This is a genomic window from Microbacterium testaceum StLB037 (assembly GCF_900104345.1).
Taxonomy (GTDB): domain Bacteria; phylum Actinomycetota; class Actinomycetes; order Actinomycetales; family Microbacteriaceae; genus Microbacterium; species Microbacterium testaceum_A.
In genome coordinates, this window is record NZ_FNJN01000008.1 from 140,598 (window position 1) to 165,644 (window position 25,047).

The window sequence follows — 25,047 nt, forward strand, 5'->3', positions numbered from 1 at the left end:
GTCAGCTCCTCACTCTCGGGTCGAGTGCGGCGTAGAGCACCTCGGACAGGGTCGATGACAACAGCACCAGCACGGCGACGAAGAGCGTCGATCCGGCGACGGCGTTGATGTCCTGCTGGGTCACGGCGTTCAGCTGGAACTGCCCCATGCCCCGCCACGAGAAGACGATCTCGAGCATGGTGGAACCGGCGATGAGCGTGCCGAAGCTGTACGCGAAGAACGTCGACATCGGGATCAGGGCGATGCGCACGCCGTGGCGGAAGAGCGCCTGCGTGCGGGGCAGTCCCTTCGCGCGGGCGGTGCGGATGTAGTCCGCACCGAGCACGTCGAGCATCATGCTCCGCTGGTAGCGCGAGTACGACGCGGCGCTGATGAGCACGAGCGCCAGCGTCGGCAGCAGCAGGTGGACCGCCCGATCGGCGATCATCGGCCAGAACCCCTCGACACCGGCGGTGTACTCGCCGGTGAAGCGGATGAGCTGCGTTCCGGCCGCGTTGTTGAGATTGGTCGCGCCGATCATCAGCAGCACGCCGATGACGAAGGTGGGGGTCGCGAAGACGAGGTACGAGGCGTACGTGGTCACCTGGTCGGGAGCCCGGTACTGGCGCACCGCACCCCACACGCCGATGAGCACGCCGACGATCGCGCCGATGAGCGAGCCGATCAGCAGCAGGCGCAGGCTCGTGCCGGCGCGCGTCGCGATCTCGGTCATGACGTCCTGGCCGCCGATGGTGGTGCCGAGCGAGAACTTCGTGAACAGATTGACCAGCCAGTTGCACAGGCGGACGAGGATCGGCACGTCGGGGTTGGCACCGAGGGCATCGAGGCTCGCGATGATCGACTCCTGCGGCGGCCGGGGATTCATGCCGTAGAAGCGGTCCTGGGGTCGCAACAGCGCGCTGCCGAGAACGTACGCGAGGCACGTCGCCAACAGGCTCAGGACGGCGTAGTTCAGGAACCGTCGCAGAACGTACAGCGTCATGAGGTGCGCGGGCCCGTCCGGAACACGTCGGGGGTGTGCGTCATGGTGGTCCTCTCGCCTTCGAGATCCCCGCCTATTCGTTTGCCTGGCTAAGGATCTTCAGCGACCCTACGTCGGCTTCCCATGAAACGTGTGCCGGGGGAACACACTTTTCACGACCGTAACAAAGCTCTTACATGGCGCTTTGCCACCGCGGTCTCCGTCGAGCGCAGCATCGCGCTCAGCCGAGACCGCCTGAGATGAACAAAGCGATAATAACCCAGCAGATCAGAACCAGCAGGGAAGTGACCGAGGGAATGTCCCACGACCGGCGGACGACACCGGTCTTCGACGCGGTCGGCCGCGCCGTCTCCCATGCTTCCTGGATGAGCTGCAGGTCGCGGATCGCGGGAGGCTCGCGACGCCCCCGCTCATCGTCACGACGGATCGGCGGACGACCCGGACGACCGGCGACGGGGCCACCGAAGGCCTTCACGACGCGGGGTTCGTCGGTGCGGACCTCGAGCTGCCAGCGCATGTCGATGTCGGCCACACGCGCCCACGCGATGTCCGCGATGCGCAGAGGATTGTGGATGCGGATGCCCTCGGCGTCGATGCGCACGTGCGGCGCGAACAGCAGCGCGTAGACCGCCCACAGGGCCAACAGCACCCAGGGTGCCAGCAGGAGCATCTCGCCCACCCCGGCGCGCAGCGCGGCATCCCCCAAGAGCACGAGCGCGAGCACCGCACCCAGGATCAGGCCGAAGATCGACGACGGGGCACGGAACACCCGCGGGTGTTCCGTGCCCCGGAAGCGCTCGTCGCGCGTCACGCGCCGCCCAGCGAGAGGGAGGCGCCGGGAATGGCGTCGAGCAGGCGCTGCGTGTACTCCTGCGAGGGCTGCGCGAAGATCTCGTCGACCGTTCCCTGCTCCACGAGCTTGCCGCGCTCCATGACGCACACCAGGTCGGCGGCGACACGGACGACGGCGAGGTCGTGCGTGATGAACAGATAGGTCAGACCGAGCTCGGACTGCAGCTCCGCCAGCAACTGGAGGATCTGCGCCTGCACCAGCACGTCGAGGGCCGAGACAGCCTCGTCGAGCACGAGGATGTCGGGCTTGAGCGCGAGCGCGCGCGCGATGGCGACACGCTGGCGCTGTCCGCCGGACAGCTCGTTCGGATAGCGGGATGCCAGCTCCTGCGGAAGCGCGACCTGCTCGAGCAACTCCTCCACACGGGCTCGACGCGACGCGTTGTCGCCCACCTTGTGGATGTTGAGCGGCTCGGCGATGAGGTTGCCGATGCTGCGCAGCGGGTCGAGCGACCCGTACGGGTCCTGGAAGACGGGCTGCATCCGGCGGCGCAGGTTGAACGTGTCCTTCGCGCTCAGCTTGCCGGTGTTGACACCGTCGACCTCGATCGAGCCCGAGGTCGGATCCTCGAGCTTGAGGACCATCTTCGCGATCGTCGACTTGCCCGAACCCGACTCCCCCACCAGCGCCAGCGTCTTGCCGCGCGGGATCTCGAACGAGACCCCGTCGACGGCGCGGAACTGCTCGCTGCGGAACCCGCCCTGGCGGATCTTGTACTCCTTGACGAGGTCGGTGACCTTGACCGTCGCGGGAGCGTCGATGTCGGACTCGCGCAGGATGCCGCGGTCTTCGACCTTCGCCTGGATGCGCTGCGAAGCGATGCTGGGGGCAGCCGCCACCAGTCGCTGCGTGTACGGGTGCTGCGGGTTCTCGAGGATCTCGCGGCTGGGACCCGACTCGACGATCTCGCCCTGGTTCATCACGACGATGGTGTCGGCGCGCTCGGCGGCCAGACCCAGGTCGTGCGTGATGAGCAGCACCGAGGTCCCCCGCTCACGGGTGAGGGATGCCATGTGATCGAGGATCACGCGCTGCACGGTCACGTCGAGGGCCGAGGTCGGCTCGTCGGCGATCAGCAGCTTCGGGTCGGCGGCGAGGCCGATTCCGATCAGCGCGCGCTGACGCATTCCGCCCGAGAACTGGTGCGGGTACTGGTGCAGGCGACGCTCAGCGTCGGCGAGACCAGCCTGCTTCAGCACCTCGATCGCGCGCTTCTCGACCTCTTTGCGACCGGTGGCGATGCCGTTCGCGCGGATCGCCTCCTTCACCTGGAAGCCGATGCTCCACACCGGGTTGAGGTTCGACATCGGGTCCTGCGGGACGTAACCGATGTCGCGACCGCGAACCGACTCGAACTGCGTCTGGCTGAGATCGGTCAGCTCACGCCCGTCGAGCGTGATGCTGCCGGCGGTGACGTGACCGGTACCGGGGAGCAGGCCGATGACCGCCGAGGCGGTCGTCGACTTGCCCGAGCCCGACTCGCCCACGATCGCGACCGTCTGGCCGGGGTAGACGTCGAGGCTGACTCCGTGGAGGACCTCGCGCGTGCCGCCTTCTCCCTCGAACGCGACCTTCAGGTCGCGAACGGACAGCAGCGGCGTCATGGTGGCGTCGCTCATCGGCGGGCCCTCGCTCTCGGGTCGATGGCGTCTCGGATGAGCTCGCCCAGCAGGATGAAGGCCAGAACCGTGACGGTCAGGGCGATCGACGGCCAGATCAGCGCCATCGGCGCGATGCGCAGCGACTGCTGCGCCTGGCTGATGTCGTTACCCCACGACATGGTGCTGCCGCCGAGGCCGACGCCGAGGAACGACAGGGTCGCCTCCGCGACGATCGCCGCGGCGAGGCTGATCGTGGTGACCACGAGGAGCGGCGCGATGGCGTTCGGGATGACGTGGGTCAGGAGCGTGCGGAAACGCGACTGCCCCAGGGCCTGCGAGGCCGCGACGTAGTCGGCCTGGCGCACGCGCAGGACCTCGGCGCGCACGACACGGGCCGTCGATGCCCACGCGAACCCGCCGATCGCGAAGGCCAGGGTGAAGACGTTGCGGTACTGCGAGAACACACTCATCACGACGATGGCCGCGAGGATGTAGGGGATCGAGAAGAAGATGTCGCCGACGCGCGAGATGACCGCGTCGAGCCATCCGCCGTAGAAGCCCGACAGGGCGCCCATGATCAGGCCGATGATCGTGCCGATCGCGGTGGCCAGCAGGCCCACCGACAGCGAGGTGCGGGCACCCCACACGATGCGCGAGAAGGTGTCGCAGCCCTGGAACGTGAAGCCCAGGATGTGGCCGGCCGTCGGACCGCCGTTGCTGTTGGACAGCTGGCAGTCGTTGTCCGGCGGCACCTGCGTGAACAGCATCGGGAACGCGGCCATCAGGATCACGATGGCCATGACGACCAGGGCGATCCAGAACGTAGGGCGACGACGGAGGTCGCGCCACGCGTCGAGCCACAGGTTGCTCTTGCGGGCGGCGACGCGGACGGCGTCGACCGAAATGGTCTCGGTCTTGATCGGCGCGACATAGTGGGGCGCCGGGAACTGACTACTTGACATAGCGGATCCTCGGGTCGAGAAGGCCGTACAGGAGGTCGACGACGAGGTTGACCAGCACGTAGATGATGACGAAGACGGTCACGAACGACACCACCGTGGGGCCCTCACCGCGGATGGTGGCCTGGTAGAGCGTGTTACCGACACCGGGGATGTTGAAGATGCCCTCGGTCACGGTGGCGCCGACGAGGAGAACACCGAAGTTCGTCGCGGAGTTCGTGATGACGGGGATAAGGGAGTTGCGCAGCACGTGCACGGGGATCACGCGGCGACGCGAGAGGCCCTTGGAGTACGCGGTGCGCACCCAGTCCTGGTTGAGCGTGTCGATGACCGACCCGCGCATCAGGCGCATGCTCGTCGCGAACAGGCTGAACCCGAGCACGATGGCCGGCAGCAGCAGATCACCCCAGTTGTTCTGGGCGCCCACCGTGGGCCGGAACCACCCCAACTGGATGGCGAGGAAGTACTGCGCGAGGAAGCACGCCACGAAGATCGGCAGCGCGACGAACAGCAGCGCGACGATGAGCGCCACGTTGTCGAACAGCTTGCCCTTGCGGATCGCCGAGATGGTGCCGACGACGACGGCGAGCACGAACTCGATGGCCAGGGCCATCACGGCCAGTCGTGCCGTCACGGGGAGCGTGCGGGCGAGCACCTCGTTGACGGACTGACCCGAGAAGGTCGTTCCGAGGTCACCCTGGAAGATCCCGCCGAGGTACAGGAAGTACTGGACGATGAAGGGCTGGTCGAGGTGGTACTGGGCCCGCAGGGCTTCGACGACCTGGGGCGCGGGGGTCTTGTCGCCGAAGAGGCCGAGGATCGGGTCCCCCGGCATGGCGAAGACCATGAAGTAGATCAGCAGCGTGGCCCCGAAGAACACGGGGAGCACCTGCAGCAGACGTCTGAGGATGTAGCCGAGCATCCGCTCTCTTTTCGAACGTGGGAAACGCCTCATCAGACGTTTTGTGGGGGGCGCGGGCCGAAAAGGACCCGTGCCGTTTTATCACACGTCGTGATGAGGCCAGGCGGGCAGACCGCGAGGCGGTGACGAATCCGTCACCGCCTCGCGGGTGAGATCGGAAGGGTTACTTCGTGATCTCGTAGTAGAGCGGAACCGAGTTCCAGCCGAACTGGACGTTGTTCACGCCCTCGGCGTAGCCACCGGTCACGTTCGAGTACCAGAGCGGGATGGCCGGAAGGTCCTGCAGGAGGATCTCCTGAGCCTTGGCGAAGTCCGCGTTCTGCGTGCTCAGGTCGGTCTCGGCGATGCCGGCCGTGATCTGCGCGTCGAACTCGGGGTTCGAGTAGTCACCGTCGTTCGACGAGGCACCGGTCGCGTACAGCGGCGCGAGGAAGTTGTACGCACCCGGGTAGTCGGCCTGCCAGCCCGAACGGAACGTGGTCTCGATGCTGCGGTTGGTGACCGCCGAGCGCAGTTCCTTGAACGTCGGGTAGGGAGCACCCGAGGAGTCGATGCCGAGCGTGTTCTTCAGCGAGTTCGTGACCGCGTCGACCCAGGACTGGTGTCCACCGTCGGCGTTGTAGGCGATCTGAAGCGAACCGCTCCACGGCGAAATGGCGTCGGCCTGGGCCCACAGCTGCTTCGCCTTGTCGGCGTTGAACTTCAGGACGTCGGCGCCCGTGAGGGAGTCCGACCAGCCCGCGATGACCGGCGAGGTGAAGTCGCTGGCAGGCGTGCGCGAGCCCTGGAAGATCGTCTTGGTGATCTCGTCGCGGTTGATGGCCATCGAGATGGCCTGGCGACGGAGCTTGCCCTCTTCGCCGCTGAAGTGCGCGAGACGCTCGGGGATCGTGAACGACTGGAAGATCGCCGCCGGCTGGTTGACCGCACGGTCGCCCAGGTCGGAGGTGAAGGTCGCCAGCGACGACGAGGGGACGCCGTCGATCACGTCGACGTTGCCACCGAGCAGGTCGGCGTAGGCGGCATCCTGCGTGGCGTAGAAGATGATCGAAAGACCACCGTTCTCGACCGTGCGACCGCCCTGGTAGTCATCGTTCTTGACGAGGTCGATCTGGACGTTGTGCTGCCAGGCACCCTCGCCCTTGAGCTTGTAGGGGCCGTTTCCGATCGGGTTCTCGCCGAACGCAGCCATGTCGGTGAACGCGACGTCGGGCAGCGGGAAGAACGCCGAGTAGCCCAGTCGCAGCGCGAAGTCGGCGGCGGGCTTGGAGAGCGCGATCGTGAAGGTGTAGTCGTCGACCTTCTTCAGACCGGTGAGCTCGGAGTCAGCGTCGTAGCTGAAGCCCACGATGTCCTCGAAGAACGAGCTGCTCACCTGGTTGTTCGACAGCTGGGCGCCGTAGTTCCACGCCTTGATGAAGTTGTCGGCCTTGACCTCGGTGCCGTCCGTGAACTTCTGGCCCTTCTTCAGGGTCACCGTGAGGTTCTGGGGGTCGTTCGTGACGATGGACTCGGCCATGTCATTGACCGGAGCGCCGGTTCCGTCGTAGTAGACCAGACCCGCGAAGATCGAGTCGAGGATCTTTCCTCCACCGACCTCGTTGGTGTTGGTCGGGATCAGCGGGTTCTGCGGCTCGGAGCCGTTCGTCCGAATGATCGCCGTGGCGTCGCCGCCCGATGACGAGCCGCCGCCGTTGTCTCCGCCGCCCGAGCAGCCGGCGAGCATAAGCCCGACGGCTCCCAGCAGGGCGAGACCGGAGAGGGCAATCTTGTTGCGCTTCACAGTTCCTCCAGGGAAGGGATGATCGTCGCCCGCGCAGGGCTTTCGCGCAGCACAAGGCGCGTGAAAGATCCGTCGGGCAGGATGAGAACACACTAGGCACGTTTACCCAGGTGCCCCAAACTCCTCTGAAAAACGTTACACAGCATTTACTCGAGAGGCTCTCGATGGAGCAATCTGACAAGCGCACCCGGCTGCAGGTCCCAGCGGACTGGACGTATCCTCCGACGCTGAAGCGCTCGGACACCTACCCCCGCCGCCGTCTCGGCTGGGAGATCGGGATCGTGCTGCTCGTCAGCGTCGGTCAGTCGGCGATCTACTCGGTGGTCTCGTTCGTCCGCGCCGCCACCCGCGCACCCATCTCGCAACAGCAGACGCAGCTGAATCCGTCGCGCAGCGCCGAGCCGGTGTGGGACGCGATCTACCAGTTCCTCGACATCTTCTTCTCCTTGGCCCTCGTGGCGCTGGCGGTCTACCTGCTGTGGGAGCCGACGAACAACGCGCTCCGCCGCATCGGGCTGGACTTCCGCCGCTTCGGAGGTGACTCCGCGCGGGGACTCCTGCTCGTCGTCCTCATCGGCGCGCCCGGTATCGGTGTCTACGCGATCGGCCGCGCTCTCGGGCAGAGCATCGCGGTGATCCCCGCTCCCCTGGACTCGTCGTGGTGGGTGATCGCGCTGCTGGTCCTCGCGGCATTGCGCGCCGGCCTCACCGAAGAGGTGATCTTCCTCGGATTCCTCTTCGACCGTCTCCGCCGGCTCGGCTGGTCGTGGACGTGGATCATCGTGTCGACCGCCCTGCTACGCGGCAGCTACCACCTGTATCAGGGGTGGCCCTCGGCGCTGGGCAACGTCGTCATGGGGCTCGTCTTCGGCTGGTGCTACAAGCGATGGGGGCGGGTGATGCCCCTGGTGATCGCACACACGGTCATCGACATCGTGGCCTTCGTGGGGTACCCGCTCGCCGCGGCCTGGTGGCCGGGGATCTTCGCCCCGACCCCTGCGCCGTCGCCGACGTCGTGACCGTCAGGACTGGGGCGGCGACCAGGTCCAGAACGCCGGGGGCAGCCCGTTGGGCTCGGAGGTGTACGTCACTCCCCCGACGCCCGCGGCGCTGACCACGGCACCCGTGCGCTCGAGCAGCGGCACACCCGCGTACGCGGCGAACAGCGACCGGTCGATGAGCTTCGCCTCCGACAACACGTCGACGGGGTCGGTGTGCGTGGTGAGGTCGTCGAAGAGCTCCTCGGTGTCGCCGCCGTCGATCCCCTCCGCGATGCGGTCACGCGCCGACCGGTAGAGGCTCTCATCCTCGCCGACCCACGAGAGGGTGGCATCCGGAATCTCCGTCGCGGTGGCGGCGCGGACCGCGATCCCGGCCTTGGCGGCCATCGACACGAGGCGTGGGAACACCAGCGACGCCGTCGGATCGGTCGTGTCGTAGGCGACGCGGAGCACGGCCGCCCGGTCGTTCAGCGCGGAGCGCGCGCCGTTCACGTCGGCCCCCGTGCCGGGAGCGCCGTTCCCCGAGACCAGGTCGTTGTAGAGCTGCCCGGTCGCCGGAGACGACAAGAACGACTGGAGGGGCTGGGCGTCCGGACGCACTGCGCCCAGCACGTCCTGGACGAGCGAGGCCCGATCGAGCGACAGCGTCGTCGCCTGACGGAGATCGGATGCCGTCGTCGTGGCGAACCGGAGTTGAAGCGTCTCGGAGGTGGGCCCGACCTGGACGTTGAACCCGGCATCGGTCAGGGTCTTCCGCTCCGCGACGTCGAGATCGCCGACATTGGCCACGTCGACCGTTCCCGCTTCGATCGCCGACAGCTGCGCCGCGCGATCGGGGAAGAACCGGACCGTCAGCCCCTCGAGACCCGGGAAGTGCGCCCCCTGGTAGCTGTCCCGGCGGGCCAATTGGAGCGTGTCGGCCGTGATCTCCGAGACCGTCCACGGGCCCGACGACACGACACCGGCCGGGTCCGGCGTCGTTCCCGGAGCGACATCGAAACCGGTGTTCCACGCCTGCGCGGCCGCAGCCAGCACCGGATTCGGAGCCGCCGGAGCCTGAGGGTCGCCCTCCGGCGCCGTGAGAATCGCGGTGAGCAGATCCTTGACGCTCACGCCCGCCCGCTGCGCGACGACGTGGACCGGGCGGTCGAGCAGCCACTGCCGGTTCCAGTCGGCGAAGGGCTGGTCGTAGGTGAGCATGAGGGTGTCGTTCGCCCGGTCGAGGCGCGGACGCGTCGTGCGGGCGTTGGGGTCGGCGGGGAGCGCGGTGTCGAAGTACCGCGTACCCGACACGAGCTGGCCGTTGGCGTCGTAGGTGGCGTCGTCGAAGAAGTGGGAGGTGACCGCCCACCCGAACAGCAGGTCGTCGAGGGTCACCGGGGTGCCGTCGGACCAGACGCGGTCGGAGAAGAGTTCGTAGCTGACGGTCAGCGGGTCGCCCTCGACCCGCGTGATGCGCCCGAGACCGTTGTTGGGCACGACCTGGAGGTTTCCGTCGAGGGAGCCGAGCTTCTCGTCGAGGAGGGCCGACACCGCGCGGTTCGCCGCGGTGTCCCCGGTCGCGCTGGCGGCGTTGAAGCTCGTGAGCGAGCCGACCACACCGACTGTCAGGCTCGTCCGCTGCTCTTTCGCGGGGACCGGCGCGGGGTCGGTCGCCGAACAACCGGCCAACGCGAGACCGGCGGCGACGAGGAGGGCGATCACCCGTCCCGGGCCGCCACGGCGTCGAAGCGGTCGAGGAACGTCGTTCAGCCCGTGGTGCACAGAGGCACTTTACTAAACGCCCCCTGAGGATCTCCCGGTCCGCTGCGCGTCCCCCTACAACGACGAAACGGCATCCCGCTCAGCCCCCGCGCGGAGCGGAAGGGACGTCGGAGGGATGCCGTCCCGTCGAGGGACGGGCAAGGGTCAGGCGAACGCCTCAGGCGGCGGGCACGAGCAGACCAGGTTGCGGTCGCCGTACGCCTGGTCGATGCGGCGCACCGGGGGCCAGTACTTGCCGCGGATCAGCGAGCGCACGGGGTATACCGCGGTCTCGCGTGAGTACGGGTGATCCCACTCCCCCATCACGACCGTCTCGGCGGTGTGCGGAGCGTTGACCAGCGGGTTGTCGTCGGCGGGCCACTCCCCCGCCGCGACCGCGAGGGCCTCGTGCTTGATCGCGATCATGGCATCCACGAACCGGTCCAACTCGGCGAGATCTTCGCTCTCGGTCGGCTCGACCATCAGGGTGCCGGCGACGGGGAACGACATCGTCGGGGCGTGGAAGCCGTAGTCGATGAGGCGCTTGGCCACGTCGTCGACGGTGACGCCGGTCTGCTCCTTGAGGGGACGCAGGTCGAGGATGCACTCGTGCGCGACGAGACCGCCCTCACCGGCGTAGAGCACGGGGTAGTGCTCGCGCAGGCGCGTGGCGATGTAGTTCGCCGAGAGCACCGCGGCGGCCGTGGCCTGGCGCAGGCCCTCGGCGCCCATCATGCGCACGTAGGCCCACGAGATCGGCAGGATACCGGCGGAGCCGTGCGGGGCGGCCGAGACCGGCCCCCCGTCGAACACGCCACCGGCGTGATCCGCGCGCTGCGAGAACGGGTGCGAGGGGAGGTACGGGGCCAGGTGCGCCTTCGCCGCCACCGGACCGACACCGGGTCCGCCACCGCCGTGCGGGATCGCGAACGTCTTGTGCAGGTTCAGGTGCGAGACGTCGCCGCCGAGGTCGCCGAAGCGGGCGAATCCCAGCAGCGCGTTCAGGTTGGCGCCGTCGACGTAGACCTGTCCGCCGGCGTCGTGCACGGCCTGCGTGATCTCGAGCACGTCGTGCTCGTACACCCCGTGGGTCGAGGGGTACGTGATCATGAGCGCCGAGAGCTCCGCGGCGTGCTGCGCGATCTTCGCGCGCAGGTCGCCGAGGTCGACATTGCCGGCCTCGTCGCACGCGACGACGACGACCTTCATGCCCGCGAGGATCGCCGAGGCGGCGTTCGTGCCGTGCGCCGACGACGGGATCAGGCACACCGTGCGCGCGGTGTCGCCGTTGGCGAGGTGGTAGCCGCGGATCGCGAGGAGGCCCGCGAGCTCGCCCTGCGACCCGGCGTTCGGCTGCAGCGAGACCGCGTCGTAGCCGGTCACCTCGGCGAGCCAGCGCTCGAGCTGCTCGATCATCTCGAGGTAGCCGCGCACGTCGGCCTCGGGGGCGAAGGGGTGCACACGCGAGAACTCCGGCCACGACACCGCCGCCATCTCGGTGGCCGCGTTCAGCTTCATCGTGCACGAGCCCAGCGGGATCATGCCGCGATCGAGCGCGTAGTCGCGGTCGGCGAGGGTCTTGAGGTACCGCATCATCGCCGTCTCGCTGCGGTGCGCGTGGAAGACAGGGTGCGTGAGGAAGGCGTCGTCGCGATGCAGGGCCGCATCGATCCCGCGCAGCGCCTCGCCCTCGGGCAGCGTGTCCTCGGCGAGGCCGAAGGCGTCGAGGATGACCGAGACATCGGCATCCGTCGTCGTCTCATCGACCGAGACGCCCACCGTCGCGTCGTCGACCCAGAGCAGCTGGTAGCCGCGCTCGCGGGCGCGGGCGACCACGTCTTGCGCGCGCCCCGGCACGTGGACGCGCACGGTGTCGAAGAAGGCGTCGCTCGCGAGAGTCAGGTCGGAGGAGCGCAGAGCGGATGCCAGGGCGTCGGCCTTGCGCGCGACCTGCGTCGCGATTGCGCGGAGTCCGTCGGGACCGTGGTACACCGCGTACATCGCCGCCATCACGGCCAGCAGCACCTGCGCAGTGCAGATGTTCGACGTCGCCTTCTCGCGGCGGATGTGCTGCTCGCGTGTCTGCAGCGACAGGCGGTAGGCGGGGGCGCCCACGGCATCCTGCGACACGCCGACCAGGCGGCCGGGCAGCTGACGCTCGAGGCCCGCGCGCACGGCCATGTAGCCCGCGTGGGGTCCACCGAAGCCGAGCGGCACGCCGAATCGCTGTGTCGTGCCCACCGCGACGTCGGCGCCGATAGAGCCGGGCGAGCGCAGCAGGGTCAGGGCGAGCAGGTCGGCGGCGGCCACGACGAGGCCGCCCGCGGCATGCACCGTCTCGGCCACGGCCGAGAAGTCCCAGATGCGACCGGTCGCACCGGGGTACTGCACGAAGGCGCCGAACGCCTCGGGCAAATCCCCCTCGTACGAGGTCTCCACGATGCGGATGCCGACGGCCGCGGCGCGGTGGTGCAGCAGCGCCTTGGTCTGCGGCAGGGCGTCGACATCGACCAGGAAGAGGTCGGTCTTCGCCTTCGACGCGCGGCGGGCGACGAGCATGCCCTCGACGACGGCGGTGGACTCGTCCAGCATCGACGCGTTTGCCGTCGCGAGCCCGGTGAGATCGGTCACCATCGTCTGGAAATTGATGAGCGCCTCGAGCCGGCCCTGCGAGATCTCGGGCTGGTACGGCGTGTACGCGGTGTACCACGACGGGTTCTCGAGGACATTCCGCGCGATCACCGAGGGCGTGAAGGTGTCGTAGTAGCCGAGACCGATCATGGGGCGGGCGGAGCGGTTGGCGGATGCCAGCTCCCGCAGTTCCGCCAGGGCCTCAGCCTCGGTGGCCGCGGTCGGAATCGCGCTCGTGGCGCGGACCTGCACGTGGATCGAGGCCGGGACGGCGGTCTCGACGAGCGCCTCGACGCTGTCGTAGCCGACCACCTCGAGCATGTGCGCCTGGGCGTCGGCACCGATGCCGATGTGGCGGTCGGTGAAGGCGGCCGGGGTCCCGGCATCCGTGCGGGGAGGAAGGACGGAGGTCATGCGGTGAGGTCCTCGTAAGCGGCGCGGTCGAGCAGGTCGGAGGGAAGGTCGCCCTCGACGCGGATCTTGATGAGCCACCCGCCGGCGAAGGGCTCGGCGTTGACCAACGACGGGTCGTCGACCACGGCGTCGTTGACCTCGACGACCGTGCCGTTCAGGGGCGCGTAGAGCTCGCCGACCGACTTGGTCGACTCGATCTCGCCGCAGACGTCGCCGGCCGAGACGGCCGAGTCGGCGCCGGGCAGCTCGACGAAGACGACGTCACCGAGCTTGTCGGCGGCGAAGTCGGTGATGCCGACGGTGGCGATGTCACCCTCGAGGGCGATCCACTCGTGCTCGGAGGTGTAGCTGAGGGCGGTGAGGTCGGTCATGCGTTTCTCCGATAGAAGGGAAGGGCGGTGACGGTCGCGGGGATACGGGTTCCGCGCACGTCGATGGACAGTTCGGTTCCGATGGCGGATGCCGCGGGTGCGACGAACGCCATGGCCACGGGGTGGCCGAGGGTGGGGCTGAGGGCGCCGCTGGTGATCTCGCCGACGGTGTCGTCGCCGCGCAGGACGGCGTAGCCCGCGCGACCCGCGCGGCGGCCCTCCGAGACGAGGCCGACGAGCACGGGGGCGTCGGCGGGGCCGGACGACAAGCCGTCCTTGCCGACGAACGCCTCTTTATCGACGGCGAGGACGCGGCCGAGACCCGCCTGTGCGGGGACGATGTCGCGCGAGAGCTCGTGGCCGTACAGCGGCATGCCGGCCTCGAGGCGCAGGGTGTCGCGCGCGGCGAGACCGCACGGCACGAGGCCCCGGTCGGTGCCCGCGGTGAGAGCGGCATCCCACAGGGCGGCGGCCTGCGCGGTGGGGATCATGAGCTCGTAGCCGTCTTCGCCGGTGTACCCGGTGCGGGCGACGAACAGTGGCGCCCCGTCGAAGGTGCCCTCGGTCCAGGCGTAATAGCCCAGCTCGTCGAGGGCGGTGCCGGTGATCTCGACACCCGGGGTGGAGTTCAGAATGCCGCGGGCCTCGGGGCCCTGCAGGGCGATGAGGGCGTAGTCGTCGGTGACGTCGGCGACCGCGAGGGTTCCGGCCTCTTCGACAGGCTCCGGGACCTCGCTCGACATGGCGACCCACGTGCGCTGGGCCAGGTCGAAGGCCGAGGCCACGGCATCCCGATTGCCGGCATTCGAGATGACGAGGAAGCTCTGCTCCCCCAGGCGGTAGACGATGACGTCGTCGACGATGCCGCCGCTCTCGGCAAGCACGAGCGAGTACTTGGCCTTGCCGATCTTCATGGTCGACAGGCGGCCGGCGAGCACATAGTCGAGGAACGCGGCCGCTTTCTCTCCCTCGACGCGGAGCTCGGCCATGTGCGAGATGTCGAACAGGCCCGCGGCCTCGCGCACGGCGCGGTGCTCGGCGAGGTCGGAGGTGTAGCGCACGGGCATGTTCCAGCCGCCGAAGTCGGTGAACGAGGCGCCGAGGGCCTCGTGCCGATCATTCAGCGGGGAGGTGCGCGGTGGAGCGGGGGTTTCGGTCATGAGTTCTGCCGTTCGCGATGACGGACAGACGCCGGACGGCGCCTGTAGAACTCCCCCTCTGTCATGGGCCTGAGAGTTTCACCGCGCGGATCGCGCGGCTTTCACCGTCGGCGGGCTCGGGGACGTGGCATCCCGAACCTCTTTCCAGAGTGGCCCGATCGACGCGGTACGCGTACCTGAGAGATTGGCGGGGAGGCTTGCTCCTTCGGTGCCCGGCTGCGTTCGCCGGAGCTCTCCCGCATCGATCATGGGGCCGGTGTGGACTTGTGGGGTCAGCCTAGCGGAGCTTCGGCGGGCGCCGTGAGATGTTCAGCCGTTGTCCTGCTTGCGGATCTCGGCGGCGTCGCCGGGGACGCAGAGGGAGGTGCCGGCGATGTGGTAGTCCCCGGGGCCCGTTGAGAACGAGAGCCCTTCGACGGGCCCACCTGTGGCATAGACCACAACCACCGGCTTCTCCACCGTCCGGACGTCCATCCCCAGCGAGCGCCAATGATCGGCAACCTTCTTCGCGTCGGCAGCTCGGTCTCCATCGGGCGGCGGGGCGCCATAGCCATAGGTGTAATTCACGCGCTCGCCGCTGCGCTGCCCGCAGTTTCCGACCTCCGGCGCCCCGTCCCAGGTCCAACCGCTGACATTCAGCAAGGCAGCACTGTCTTCGACGGTTGAAACAAGTGCATCCTTCGCCTGCTCAGGACTCATCTCATCCTCCTTGGATCCCACACACGCGGCGAGCGTCCCAACAATCGCTCCGAACATAACGACGACCGCAAGCGCCCTGATATATCCGTAGTCAGTAGATCGGGCCATGGGTCATCCCTTCGATCAACGATTGCTGGAAGGGCGTGGGCCCCGGCGGTACGTACGGTGAGACCAGTGCCCCCTGGCCGGTGGTCGCGAGCGCAACGTTGCGCAGTGACTCCGTATCGAAGTCCAGATATCCCGTACCGTCCGGAGTGGAAACATTATGGTCGAGAACGGGTTTGCTACCTGCATCGCCGGCCACGCTGAAGGTGTTCGCCCCGAATCCGGGGTCCACCGGGTTGATTGGGTGGTCGGGAGACAACCGACCAGTCCACGCCCATGCGTCCCCTCCGGCCGGGTCGATCTTCCATACATCCTGCGCCTGACCCGCGAAGACCTGGTCGGCCTGCAAATCACTCGCTTCCTCTACGCCCGCCGGGAGACCCGCCGAGCCGAGAGTCACATAGGTGTCGACATGCACCCCCTGCTCCGTCAATGCAAACGAGGATGTCGTCGTGCCATACGAGTGGGCAACGACATTGATCTGCGCGTCTGCCCTAACGACATCGGCCGCGCGAAGATCCCGGGCGAGATTGTCCGCCCCGCGCTGGGCGAGGTCGTTGTGCATCACGTCGAAGCCTCCCTCCGCGACGGGGATCGGAGGAGTTTGGTATCCGATCCACGCGACGACGGCGTGCGTACTTCCACTATCCGAGCGGTCTTGTTTCGTGAGGAGGTTCTGAGCCGCGCGCGTCCAATCCCCCATCCCTTCCGTTGTCGTCCCCATGCCGGGCACTGCGTAGGTGATGTCGTCGGCAGTATCGAGATCTCCGATCGAGACGGCCGCGAGCGGCGGGGAATCCGCGGTGAGCGACATGAGAAACCTCGGCGCCTTCCCGTCGGGAGACGTGAGCGATGATTCGATGTCCTCCAAACCCTTCACCCGGGAACGTACCTGGTCGAGCCGCTCGGCATATGCCTGGGCCGCGGCGTAGCCGCCGAGGATATCGTCGTACGTCGGGGGCCTTTCCGCCTCCGCCAACGCCGCGCGGGCGTCGGCCAGCTGGTCCTCGAGCCAGATGCGGTTCGCCTCGTCGCGAGCCGCATAGGCCACTCCCCCGAGGTTGCCGGTGATCGCAGGAGCCGCGTGGATGAGAGCGTCCCTCTGAGAGTCGTCGAGTTGCGCCCACCACGGTGCGACGGCGGCGGACTCCGCCTGAGCGAGGACTCCGGCGAGACTCGGTCGCGCCCGAAGAAGGGCCGCAAGGCTGGCGGCATCCGCACCCGCGAGCGCATCGAGCACTTGGCTGGAGTTCGCGCAGCCGGTCAAAATGGCCGCCCATTCATCCGCACCGAGCCCGGGCGCGGCGATCGCGGCACGAAGCGCCGCCGCGGCCTTCTGCGTCGCAATGCTCAGCGCGGTGCGCGCATCGGCGAGGACCGCTCGCGCTTCGGCCCGCGGCGCGGACCCCAGGAAAGCTCGCCGGTCGGGTCCGAGCCAGCCGGTCGATTCAGCAGGCGCGTCCTGGAACGCTGCCGCATCGAGGGCTTCAGCCTGGTCCCAGAGATCGATCGCGTCTCCCGCCTTGGCGCGCGCGGCGTCAATCGCGGCCGCGACGTCCTCGAGCGCGGACTGGCCGGCGCGGAAGGCCGTTGCCATGGCGGTCCACCCGGATTCCACCGTGCCCGCGCGGGTCTCGTACGCATCGGCCGCTTCACCGGCCCAGTCGGGAACCGTTCGCATCGAGTGAAGCGCCGAACCCACATCCTGCGCGCTCTCAGCGCGCGCCCGCCACGCGGCTGCGGCGCGATGAAGCTCGCCGACGTCACCGGGGATCAACAGGGAGGGGTCCCGAGTGCTTCCGAGTTCGGCGTTCATTCGACGGTCCAACCCTCGACGGCACCCAGCGCTCGCACGTCGGCCTGGGCGTCGGCATCCATCCTCTCGAACATGTCCGCCACCTCACGGAGTCCGGTCACGAGCACGTCGACACCGCGCTGACGCTACGCGGTGCAGTCGTTCATGCACCCGACGAACTCCGCCACCGCAAGACTCAGGTCGGGCTGGTCGGCAACGGAGAAGTCCCGCAGTTGCGACAGTTCCGGCACGACATCGCTCATCTTCGTCGCCACCCGCCGCACCTCGTCGACGGAAATTGAAATGTCCCCCACGCGCAAAAGACTAGACATGAGACGCATCGGCAGCGGAGTCCAGGAGTGGATTTCACCCGCTGAGTTCACCCGCGCCGCTTGTCACCCCGCGGCGACCGTCACCCCGTACGGGGAGCCAGGCCCTTCAGCCATGACGCGTCGCTCGAGGGGGTGTAATCGCCGAAGGTGACCGCGTAGGCGAGGGTATCGAGGCCCGCGGCCATCTTCTTCTGCATGCACGCGGCGAAGGCGTTGGTCCCCGCTTTGTCCGTCCACACGCCGGCCGCCGTCTGCCCGCCCTTGGCCGCTTTCGCCTTCGCTTGCGACGCCGCGACCGTGGCCTTGATGGCCAGTCCCGTCGCCGAGACCCCCGCCAGTGCGGGCTCAGCCGCGATGAGGGCCGACTCGACGGAATTCACCATCTTGGTGAAGCGGGTCGAGGTGCCGAAGACCGTCTTCGTCTGCGTCCCGTAGCCGGCACCGAGGGCGATACCACCGCCGATGAAACTTTGCATGGCGAACAACATGTTGTCGTCGCCCCCGGCGGAGTAGGCGGTCAGGCAATCGAACGGAGCCGCCAACATGTCCACGACCGAGTTGATGGTCTGCCCCGCGCTTCGAATCCCGTCGACGGCTTTTCCGCTCACGTTCAGCGCCGTCAACGCGTCCGCGGTGGCCGACAGCGCCACTCCCGCGATGCCCACCACGCTGGTGAGCGAGCGGACGTACGCTCCCGCCGCAGCCGTGGCGAAGCCGGTCATGACCTTCGCGGTCGTCGACATCGTCATGACGAAGCTGTCGCCGAAGTCTTTGAAGTCCTCCGAGATCGACGTCGACGAGTAGTAGGCGACGAGCGTCTTGTCGCTGGACATGTGAACGCCAGCGTACTCCCCATCTTCGCTGCTCGTGGAGTCCGCGCCCGACGTCCAGTGTCGGAACCGCGGGTCGCCTCCCGTAGTGGCGCGCACCACGACGTCCGTGCCGCCGAGATAGCGATACGTCGTGGGGTGCGTCATCGTGAACGCCACAGGTCCCATCGAATCGTCCAGCCAGGGAAGCGTCTGCTCCTCCCCGGGACAGTTCGGCGGGGTCATGACCGTGAGCCGCTGCGTGTCGTGCGGCAGTGACAGCGTGTAGCACTTGGCCTGCAACGTCGCCGTCACGCGTTTGTGCACGTAGTCGCCGTCCGCCGTGCGTCCCGCGCCGGAGAGCACCACGGGCGCGTCGGGGCTGGCGCCGCTGCCCGAGGCGTCGCCCTCCCACGAGACGACGTTGAACGCCTCGGGGTCGACGGCCGCCCGGAGCTGGAGATCCGTCCCCGCCAGCCACGCGTACCCGCCCCGCGTGTACCGCGGGTTCCCCCCGACGCCGCAGTCGGCCGGAGCGGTCGAGATGTAGTCCTCGATCGGACTGCCCTTGACCTGATTGGTCGCGTACAGATCGGGCAGCACCGCGCCCGAGGGCGAGAGGATTCGCGCCGAGATCGAAGCGAATTCGCACGCTCGCGCCACGACGGTCGAGTCGCCGTGAAACTTCTGCGACAAGGACGAACCCTCCTGCCACATGTTGACCGAGGGGCGGTCCTCCTTCGCCGTCGGCCCGTTGCCGACGTCCGTGAACGTGTTGGACCTCGAGGCCCAGACGATCGTGGCGCCCTTCGCGGCCTCGCTGATCGGCGTCGCGTTTACCGTGAGTTCCTGACCGCTCGCGGTGCCCTGATCGTAGAAGCGCGCGTTCACCCCCTTGTACGGCACGTCGCACGGGTTGCCCTGCGGGCCGAAGTCGAGGCTGACGTCGAGAGCACCCGCCGGCTGCGACGACAGGTCGATCCGCTTGCAGTTCTGCCACTTGCCGTACGCCGCGACCGCGGAGGTGTCCTGGGTGAGGACAGCGGTCACCTTCGCGATCGCGTTGGCCGACCCCTTCACCGGAAGCCCCGCCCACCCGAGGAAGGTCAGTCCGCTGGAGCCGCCCGTAGCCTCCATGGTCACCGCGGTGCCGGAGAGGTACCAAGGCGAAGACGCCGTGCCGCCGACCGCCGGGCAATTGCCGGGCGTCTGGATGTCGACCTTCGCGTCGCGGTACAGATCGCCCACCATCGATGTCGAGAGTGAGACGCACGTGCCGTAGGTGGCACCGACCGTGAACGGGCGATCACCAACCGAGAACGAGAACCGGCGGCTCCCCAGTGGCGCGGTGCTCTCCGAGATCGGCGAGTATCGATCCGTGCTGCCCGCCCACGAGGCGAAGTACGTCTTGGCGCCGGCACCCGCGTCCTTCAGCGTTCCCACGACGGTCGTCCCAAAGCGGTACGCCGACGTGCCGGTCACCCGGTCGTAGCAGTTCGACGGGGTGTCGATCGTGATGGTGCCGCCGATCGGCTGGGCGATCTCGGGAAGCGCGTAGCATTTCGGCCCCACCGCAGCCGACACGAAAGCGGTGTCGGGCGTCACCTTCACGGTGATCGAGTCGGCGCGGACGCCGTCGCCGCTGATGAGCTGCGCGCCGTCTCCCCATCCCACGAACTGCTCGCGTGAGCGCAGTTTCGAGCGGTCGATCGAGACCGTGAGGTCGGAATCCCACGCGGCGGTGGTCTCGACCCGATCGCCGGTGCGTTTGACGGTGTAACCGCACTTGCCGCGAACGTCGTAGCGGAGCGCGTCGACCGGCAGGACGGCCCCGTCGTAGTTCTGGACCGACAGGATGACGGGAACGCACCGGACGCTCGTGGTCGCAGTGACCGTCATAGGGCGCAGGGCGTTCGGTCCGGCGATCGACACGGGCGGGTCGACGAACTGGCCGGTGGTCGCTCCGAGCGAGACGCCGTTGACGGCGACGTCGTCGACGTCGTACTTCTCTCCCGGCGTGACCCGCACGAAGACGGGCGTCGATTCGAAGTAACCCGCGCCCCCTCCGCAGTCGGGGGCCGTCACGAGTTCGATGTTCGCCGAACCCGCCGGAGACGAGGAGGGTGCCGCGAAGGGGACGCACGCGACGATCCGGCCCTGTCGCGTGACGGTCGCCGGCTTCCACGCCGTCGTCCCGCTGTATTCGAGGGTGAACAGAGCGTCATCGGTCGTCCGCTGGTACGCCGGCAACGTGACCTGGCAGGTGCCGCTGAGCACCGCCGCCGTGCACACCACGGTGTCGCCGCGACGGATCTCGATCGTGCCGAGATCGCCTGCCGCACGCGGCCCCGCTACCGACCACGACACGGGGACGGTGGTCAGGCCACCCCACCGCTCGTTCTGGCCGACAGCCAGGCTGACGGTCGGCTCCGAGCGGTCGAACTCGACGAACGCCGACCCCGAGCCTGGTGCGTAGTTGTCGGCACCGAGGTAGTTCGCCGTCAGGACGCGGTAACCGCCTTCGCCGAAAGCGAGATCGCACGCGCCGGATGCCGTCCGGTCGCCGTCACCGTCTCGGGGGCCGACGAAGGCGGTGCACGTCGCTCCCCGTCCGTCGTTGACCACCACGGAGCCTTGCGGGGCGTGAGTCGGCAGCGTATCGCCGAGCAGGAGCGGATTCGCCTCGTGGGCGTATCGGACGGACACCGTCACCGGGCTCATCCGACCGGCCTGCGGCTGGCCGGGATCCAGCGTCACCACGACGGGCGCGGCGACCCAGTCCTGCGCGATCTCGGCGGAGCTCGGCGCGAAGCGATCCTCATCGGGGAGGAACCGGGCCTCGACGGTGCCGCTGCTCGCCGCGAACGTCCGCGCAGACACGCGCACGGTACCGGTGGCGGTCACCGCACCGGTCGCGAACGGCTTTCCGTTCCGCGTGAGCTGAATGAAGCCCGTCGGCTGAAGCCCGGCGGCGTCGACCGTTACCTGGTAGGAGGTCACCGTGTCGGAGAAGACCGCTGTCGCACCGGGCCGCTGGTCGGCCGGGGCGAGCACCACCCGGGTGGGGACGCGCGTCACACGAACGGTGAACTCCTGGCTCGTGCTGCGCGTGTTCGCGTCGTCACCGGAGTAGTCGATCACGAAGCGGTAATCGGCATCCATGTTCCTCAGCGCCGAGGGCAGCGGGAAGGTCGCCGTGGCCGACCCGTTCTCGAGAGGAACCGTCGTGCCGAGGTCGCCGAGGAGGTTGTCGGCGCTGCGGATACGGATCGTGCCGGAGGGCGTCACCCTGCCGCTCATCGTCACGGGGACAGACAGCGTCGATCCCACCTGGACGGCGGCCGGCGCGGTCAGAGCGAACGTCGGCGCTCCCGCGAACAACTGCGCCTGGTCGAACGCGTAGCTCCCGCCCGGGGGCGCGACGTACCGGTCGTCCCACGGTTGTCCGAGGTACGTGACCGAGACGGTGTACCAGCCCAGAGAGGTGGTGCGGATGCCGCCGAGCCGTGTCGACGAGAGCTTGGCGACACCGTTCTCCAGCGTGGCGGTCTCGTCGCCGATGTCGCGGCCATCCGGTCCGGTGAGGACGAAGCGCACGGCGCCGCGGGCGACGAACCCGGCCGGGGATCCGGGGACGCTGACGGTCGCGACGGCTTCGACGAACCCGCCGAGTTGCGCCGTCGCCGTGACCGCGGCCTGCGTCTCGCGCGGCGTCAGCGTGATCTTCTGCGCGGCGAGGGAGCCCGTGGCATCCCTCGCCGAAGACCCGCCGAAAGGCCCGGTCGGCTCGAAACTCGCGGTGAGCGCACCCGAGTACGCGAGACTCGGGATCTGCGCACCGAAGGTGACGGGCACCACGACGTGGCGCTCACCCGCGACGCCCGTGTCATCGGCGGACGACAGGGCGACGCGTCCGACCTCGATGTTGGTCAGCGTGACGATCACGACGCCGTCGGGGCGGTCGTCTCCCGCCGCGTTCTTCACGCTCACCCCCACTCCCAGGTCGCTGTTCCACGGCAGGGTTCGCGACTCGTCGGTGTCGAGGGTGGTGCTCGTCGGTGCGGCGGTGACCGAGAGCGACCGCGAGGTCGACGCGGGGTCGAACTGCTCGTCACCACCGAAGTCGGCGACCAGGGTGTACGCCCCGGGGAGGAGCGCGCCGCCGACGCGCACGCGCGCGGCACCCGAGGCCAGCGAGAGGGATCCGAGCGACGTCGTGGCACCGTCGGCCGAGACGGCGCGCAGCGTCACGATGGCGGTCTCGGGGCTCAGCCCGCTCGCGGCGAGTGTCACCTCGACGGATGCTCCCGCGGAGTACGCGATGGAGCCGGGGGCGTCGACGGTCAGCGTCGGCGTGGCCCGCGCGACGGTGACGTCGATCGCGTTCGACGCGGACCCCGCGAACACCGGCGATCCGACGTATCGGGCCGTGACGGCGCCCCCGCCCACGCCGAGCGACCCGGCCGGGGCGGTGAAGGTCGCGGTGGCGCATCCCGAACCCGTCGCGCACGCGGCCAGGGCCACCGACCCGAGCACGGACGATCCCCGGACGAACTCCACCGAACCCGTGGGGATCCGTGCGTCGCCGCCGGTGGTCACCGTCGCGGTGAACGAGACGGAATCCTCCCAGTGCACGGCCGTCGACGACGCCTGCAGAGCGGTCGTCGTCGCGGTCGAGAGGACCCGCACGGGGTGCGCTGCCGAGACGGATGCCGAGAACCCGGACGCGCTCGAAAAGGCGGCCGTCAGGACGTGGTCGCCGACGGCGAGCGCATCGCCGGGGACGACGACCGTGTAGACCGCCCGGGCATCACTCGCCGTGACCACCCCGATCTTCGCCGCCGTCACCGCGACACCGTCCGACAGCAGGGTCAGGGCCCCGCTCGGCGTCGCCGTGCTCGGGGAGAGCGTGTCGACGACGACCGTCGTCGTGAACGGAAGTCCGGCCGTCACCGACGAGGGGCTCGAGGAATCGAAGGCGGTGGTCGTCTCCGCCGCCGTGAGGTGGAGCCCCACGCTCTCGGACGCCGCTCGGCCGTACACCTCGTCACCGAAGTACGTGGCGGTGAAGGAATCGGTACCCCACCCGTAGCGCACGCCCGGCACGACCGCGCGGCCCTGCGCGTCGAGGGTGGCGGTGTAGCCACCGACCGAGACCGTGCCCGTCGGGATGGGCCCCTGCCCGCTGACGGTCACCGTCGCGGCCGCTCCGACGGGGTCGCCGTAGACGGCGGTCGCCGCCGGGAACGCCAGGGTGACCGTGGCCGCGGAGCGGATCAGCAGTGTCTGCGGGCTCGCCGTCGCACCGCCACCGGAGGCGTCGTCGCGGGTGTACACGGCCCAGAGCGCGTGTCGGCCGACGCCGATGGTCTCGGCGGAGAGGAGGAAGGATGCCGCCCCCTCGGCCACCGCGACCGGCCCGGCGACGACGGTCTTGCCGGCCGCGTCGGAGGACAGCACGACCGTGCCCGGCTGATCGTCGGCGACGGAGACGACGGCGGTGAGCGCCGCGGCATCTTCCAGGGTCCAGTCGGAGCCCGAGCACGCGGCCAGCGGGGCCTCCGGCGCGCAGGCCAGCGAGACCGCGACGACGTCGCCCGCGATCGTGAGAGTCTGCGTGATCGAGGTGCTGTCGGTGTAAGGAGAACTGCCGGTGAAGACCGCGGAGTAGTCGTAGGACGCCCCGCCCTTCAGACCCGGAACCTGCACGACGGCGGTGTCGGTGATGCCGTTGGGGATCGATGCCTGCGTGAGCGGGATCGGACCGTAGGTCGCGCCGTCGACGGTGAAGGTGACGGTGCCCTGCGCGGTGCTCGGGGTGATCGCCCGCACCGTGGCCCGGAAGGTCGCGCTGCCGCGAACATCGGCATCCGGCTCCGCGCTGGCCGAGAGAACGGTGGAGCCGTCGAATTGCATCGCTCCCAGATCGCACCCCTGTGCGGGGCGGTGGCCGCCGCGCGCGTCGAGGCTCGGGCAGTCGATTCCCGTGCCGGCGACAACGTTCAGCTGCGCCCCGCCGAGCGGATAGACGGGGACGGCGCCGGTCTCATCGAAAGCCCCGAAGTACGACTGGCCGCGGTTCACGGTCGGCGAGCCGGGGCAGCTGCCGTCGCCCTGAGCGTGCGCGTTGTGGTCGCCCGACAGACGACCAGAGCAGGCGAGGGCGGGGGTATCGATCGCGTTCGTGCTGAACAGGGAGTTCCGCACCGTCGAGGTCGGCACCGCGCCCCCGTCGGTGCTGGTCGACGGGCTGCCCAGCGATCCGCCGTCGAAGTCGACGAAGGTCGAGTTGACGACCGTCATGCCGGCGTCGGCCCACACGTCCGCGCCTTGATTGCGCGTCTTGTCCCACTGGTCGGTGATCTTGTTGCGGCCGAACGTGGAGTTGACGATGGTCGTCGCACCCGTGGTGTAGATCGCCGCGCCACGCGAGCCCTCGGAACCCAGCGAGAGAGTGTTGTCGAGGAAGGTGCTCGAGTCGACGGTCAGGTCGCGCGCGAACACGGCACCGGCGCTGAAGCCGCCCTGGTTGCCGCGGAAGACCGTGCGCGTGAGGGTCGTGGACGTCATCGCGGCGATGAGCGCTCCGCCGGTGTACGTGTCGAAGCCGCCCCGCAGGGTGAGGTCGCTGATCGAGAGCGCCCAGTGATCGCTCGCGGCCCACAGCAGGCGCATCGTTCCGCCACCGTCGATCACGGCGCCGTTGCCGATGATGTCGAGAGTGCCGCTCGTGATCGCCGAGGTGCCCCCTCCGCCGGCTCCCCCGCCCGAGCCGGTCTCCTGCGACGGCGACTCGTCGGAGGACGGCGACTGCTCCGAGGTGGTCTGCGCCGACGTGACGACGTTCGACGCGAGCTTCATGACGGCACTGCCGAGCTCGCCCGTCG

General features: G+C 68.8%; 15 protein-coding genes and 2 riboswitches. Of the genes, 1 reads left to right on the plus strand and 14 read right to left on the minus strand.

Features of this window, described 5'->3' with window-relative positions; translation table 11 throughout:
• Position 1 precedes the first annotated feature (1 nt).
• From BLS25_RS15975 to BLS25_RS16000, 6 genes are all read right to left on the minus strand, one after another.
• Entirely contained in the window at positions 2–982 is a 981-nt protein-coding gene (locus BLS25_RS15975; protein ID WP_074696997.1) for an ABC transporter permease, read from the minus strand.
• A gap of 220 nt (positions 983–1,202) precedes the next feature.
• Positions 1,203–1,793 (minus strand): PH domain-containing protein, encoded by a 591-nt coding sequence (locus BLS25_RS15980; protein ID WP_074696999.1) that lies wholly within the window; start codon positions 1,791–1,793, stop codon positions 1,203–1,205.
• Entirely contained in the window at positions 1,790–3,454 is a 1,665-nt protein-coding gene (locus BLS25_RS15985) for an ABC transporter ATP-binding protein (RefSeq protein ID WP_074697001.1), read from the minus strand. The genes BLS25_RS15980 and BLS25_RS15985 overlap by 4 nt, the downstream gene beginning before the upstream one ends.
• A complete protein-coding gene (locus tag BLS25_RS15990) occupies positions 3,451–4,398 on the minus strand; it encodes an ABC transporter permease (protein WP_074697003.1) in 948 nt (315 codons plus the stop codon). Before BLS25_RS15990 ends, BLS25_RS15985 begins: the two co-directional genes overlap by 4 nt.
• Positions 4,388–5,317, minus strand: coding sequence for an ABC transporter permease (locus BLS25_RS15995; RefSeq protein WP_074697005.1), 930 nt, complete (start codon positions 5,315–5,317; stop codon positions 4,388–4,390). Before BLS25_RS15995 ends, BLS25_RS15990 begins: the two co-directional genes overlap by 11 nt.
• Positions 5,318–5,480: 163 nt before the next feature.
• Positions 5,481–7,100: a peptide ABC transporter substrate-binding protein gene (locus tag BLS25_RS16000; protein WP_074697007.1), complete on the minus strand. Its 1,620-nt coding sequence runs from the start codon at positions 7,098–7,100 to the stop codon at positions 5,481–5,483.
• 164 nt (positions 7,101–7,264) lie between these two features.
• Here BLS25_RS16000 and BLS25_RS16005 point away from each other — a divergent pair, with 164 nt between their 5' ends.
• Positions 7,265–8,119 carry a CPBP family intramembrane glutamic endopeptidase gene (locus BLS25_RS16005; protein ID WP_081349901.1) on the plus strand — a complete coding sequence of 285 codons (855 nt, stop codon included), beginning with the start codon at positions 7,265–7,267 and terminating at the stop codon, positions 8,117–8,119.
• A 3-nt stretch (positions 8,120–8,122) separates the two neighbouring features.
• On the opposite strand, the gene BLS25_RS16010 is transcribed toward BLS25_RS16005, so the two are convergent.
• From BLS25_RS16010 to BLS25_RS16045, 8 genes are all read right to left on the minus strand, one after another.
• Entirely contained in the window at positions 8,123–9,865 is a 1,743-nt protein-coding gene (locus BLS25_RS16010; protein WP_081349902.1) for an ABC transporter substrate-binding protein, read from the minus strand.
• Positions 9,866–10,009: 144 nt separating this feature from the next.
• Entirely contained in the window at positions 10,010–12,889 is a 2,880-nt protein-coding gene (gcvP, locus tag BLS25_RS16015) for an aminomethyl-transferring glycine dehydrogenase (protein WP_074697011.1), read from the minus strand.
• A complete protein-coding gene (gene gcvH / locus BLS25_RS16020) occupies positions 12,886–13,260 on the minus strand; it encodes a glycine cleavage system protein GcvH (RefSeq protein WP_056230424.1) in 375 nt (124 codons plus the stop codon). Before gcvH ends, gcvP begins: the two co-directional genes overlap by 4 nt.
• Positions 13,257–14,420 carry a glycine cleavage system aminomethyltransferase GcvT gene (gene gcvT, locus BLS25_RS16025; protein WP_074697013.1) on the minus strand — a complete coding sequence of 388 codons (1,164 nt, stop codon included), beginning with the start codon at positions 14,418–14,420 and terminating at the stop codon, positions 13,257–13,259. The genes gcvH and gcvT overlap by 4 nt, the downstream gene beginning before the upstream one ends.
• Before the next feature lie 48 nt (positions 14,421–14,468).
• Positions 14,469–14,574, minus strand: a riboswitch (glycine riboswitch).
• Positions 14,575–14,669: riboswitch (glycine riboswitch) on the minus strand.
• Between the two features lie 60 nt (positions 14,670–14,729).
• On the minus strand, positions 14,730–15,119 hold the full coding sequence (locus BLS25_RS16030; protein WP_143017986.1) for a hypothetical protein: 390 nt from the start codon (positions 15,117–15,119) through the stop codon (positions 14,730–14,732).
• 91 nt (positions 15,120–15,210) lie between these two features.
• Positions 15,211–17,040, minus strand: coding sequence for an alpha/beta hydrolase (locus BLS25_RS16035; RefSeq protein WP_074697017.1), 1,830 nt, complete (start codon positions 17,038–17,040; stop codon positions 15,211–15,213).
• Between the two features lie 125 nt (positions 17,041–17,165).
• Complete coding sequence (locus BLS25_RS17010) at positions 17,166–17,333, minus strand: hypothetical protein (protein WP_176786403.1); 168 nt, start codon at positions 17,331–17,333, stop codon at positions 17,166–17,168.
• A gap of 98 nt (positions 17,334–17,431) precedes the next feature.
• Entirely contained in the window at positions 17,432–25,021 is a 7,590-nt protein-coding gene (locus BLS25_RS16045; protein WP_143017987.1) for an Ig-like domain-containing protein, read from the minus strand.
• Positions 25,022–25,047: the final 26 nt, after the last annotated feature.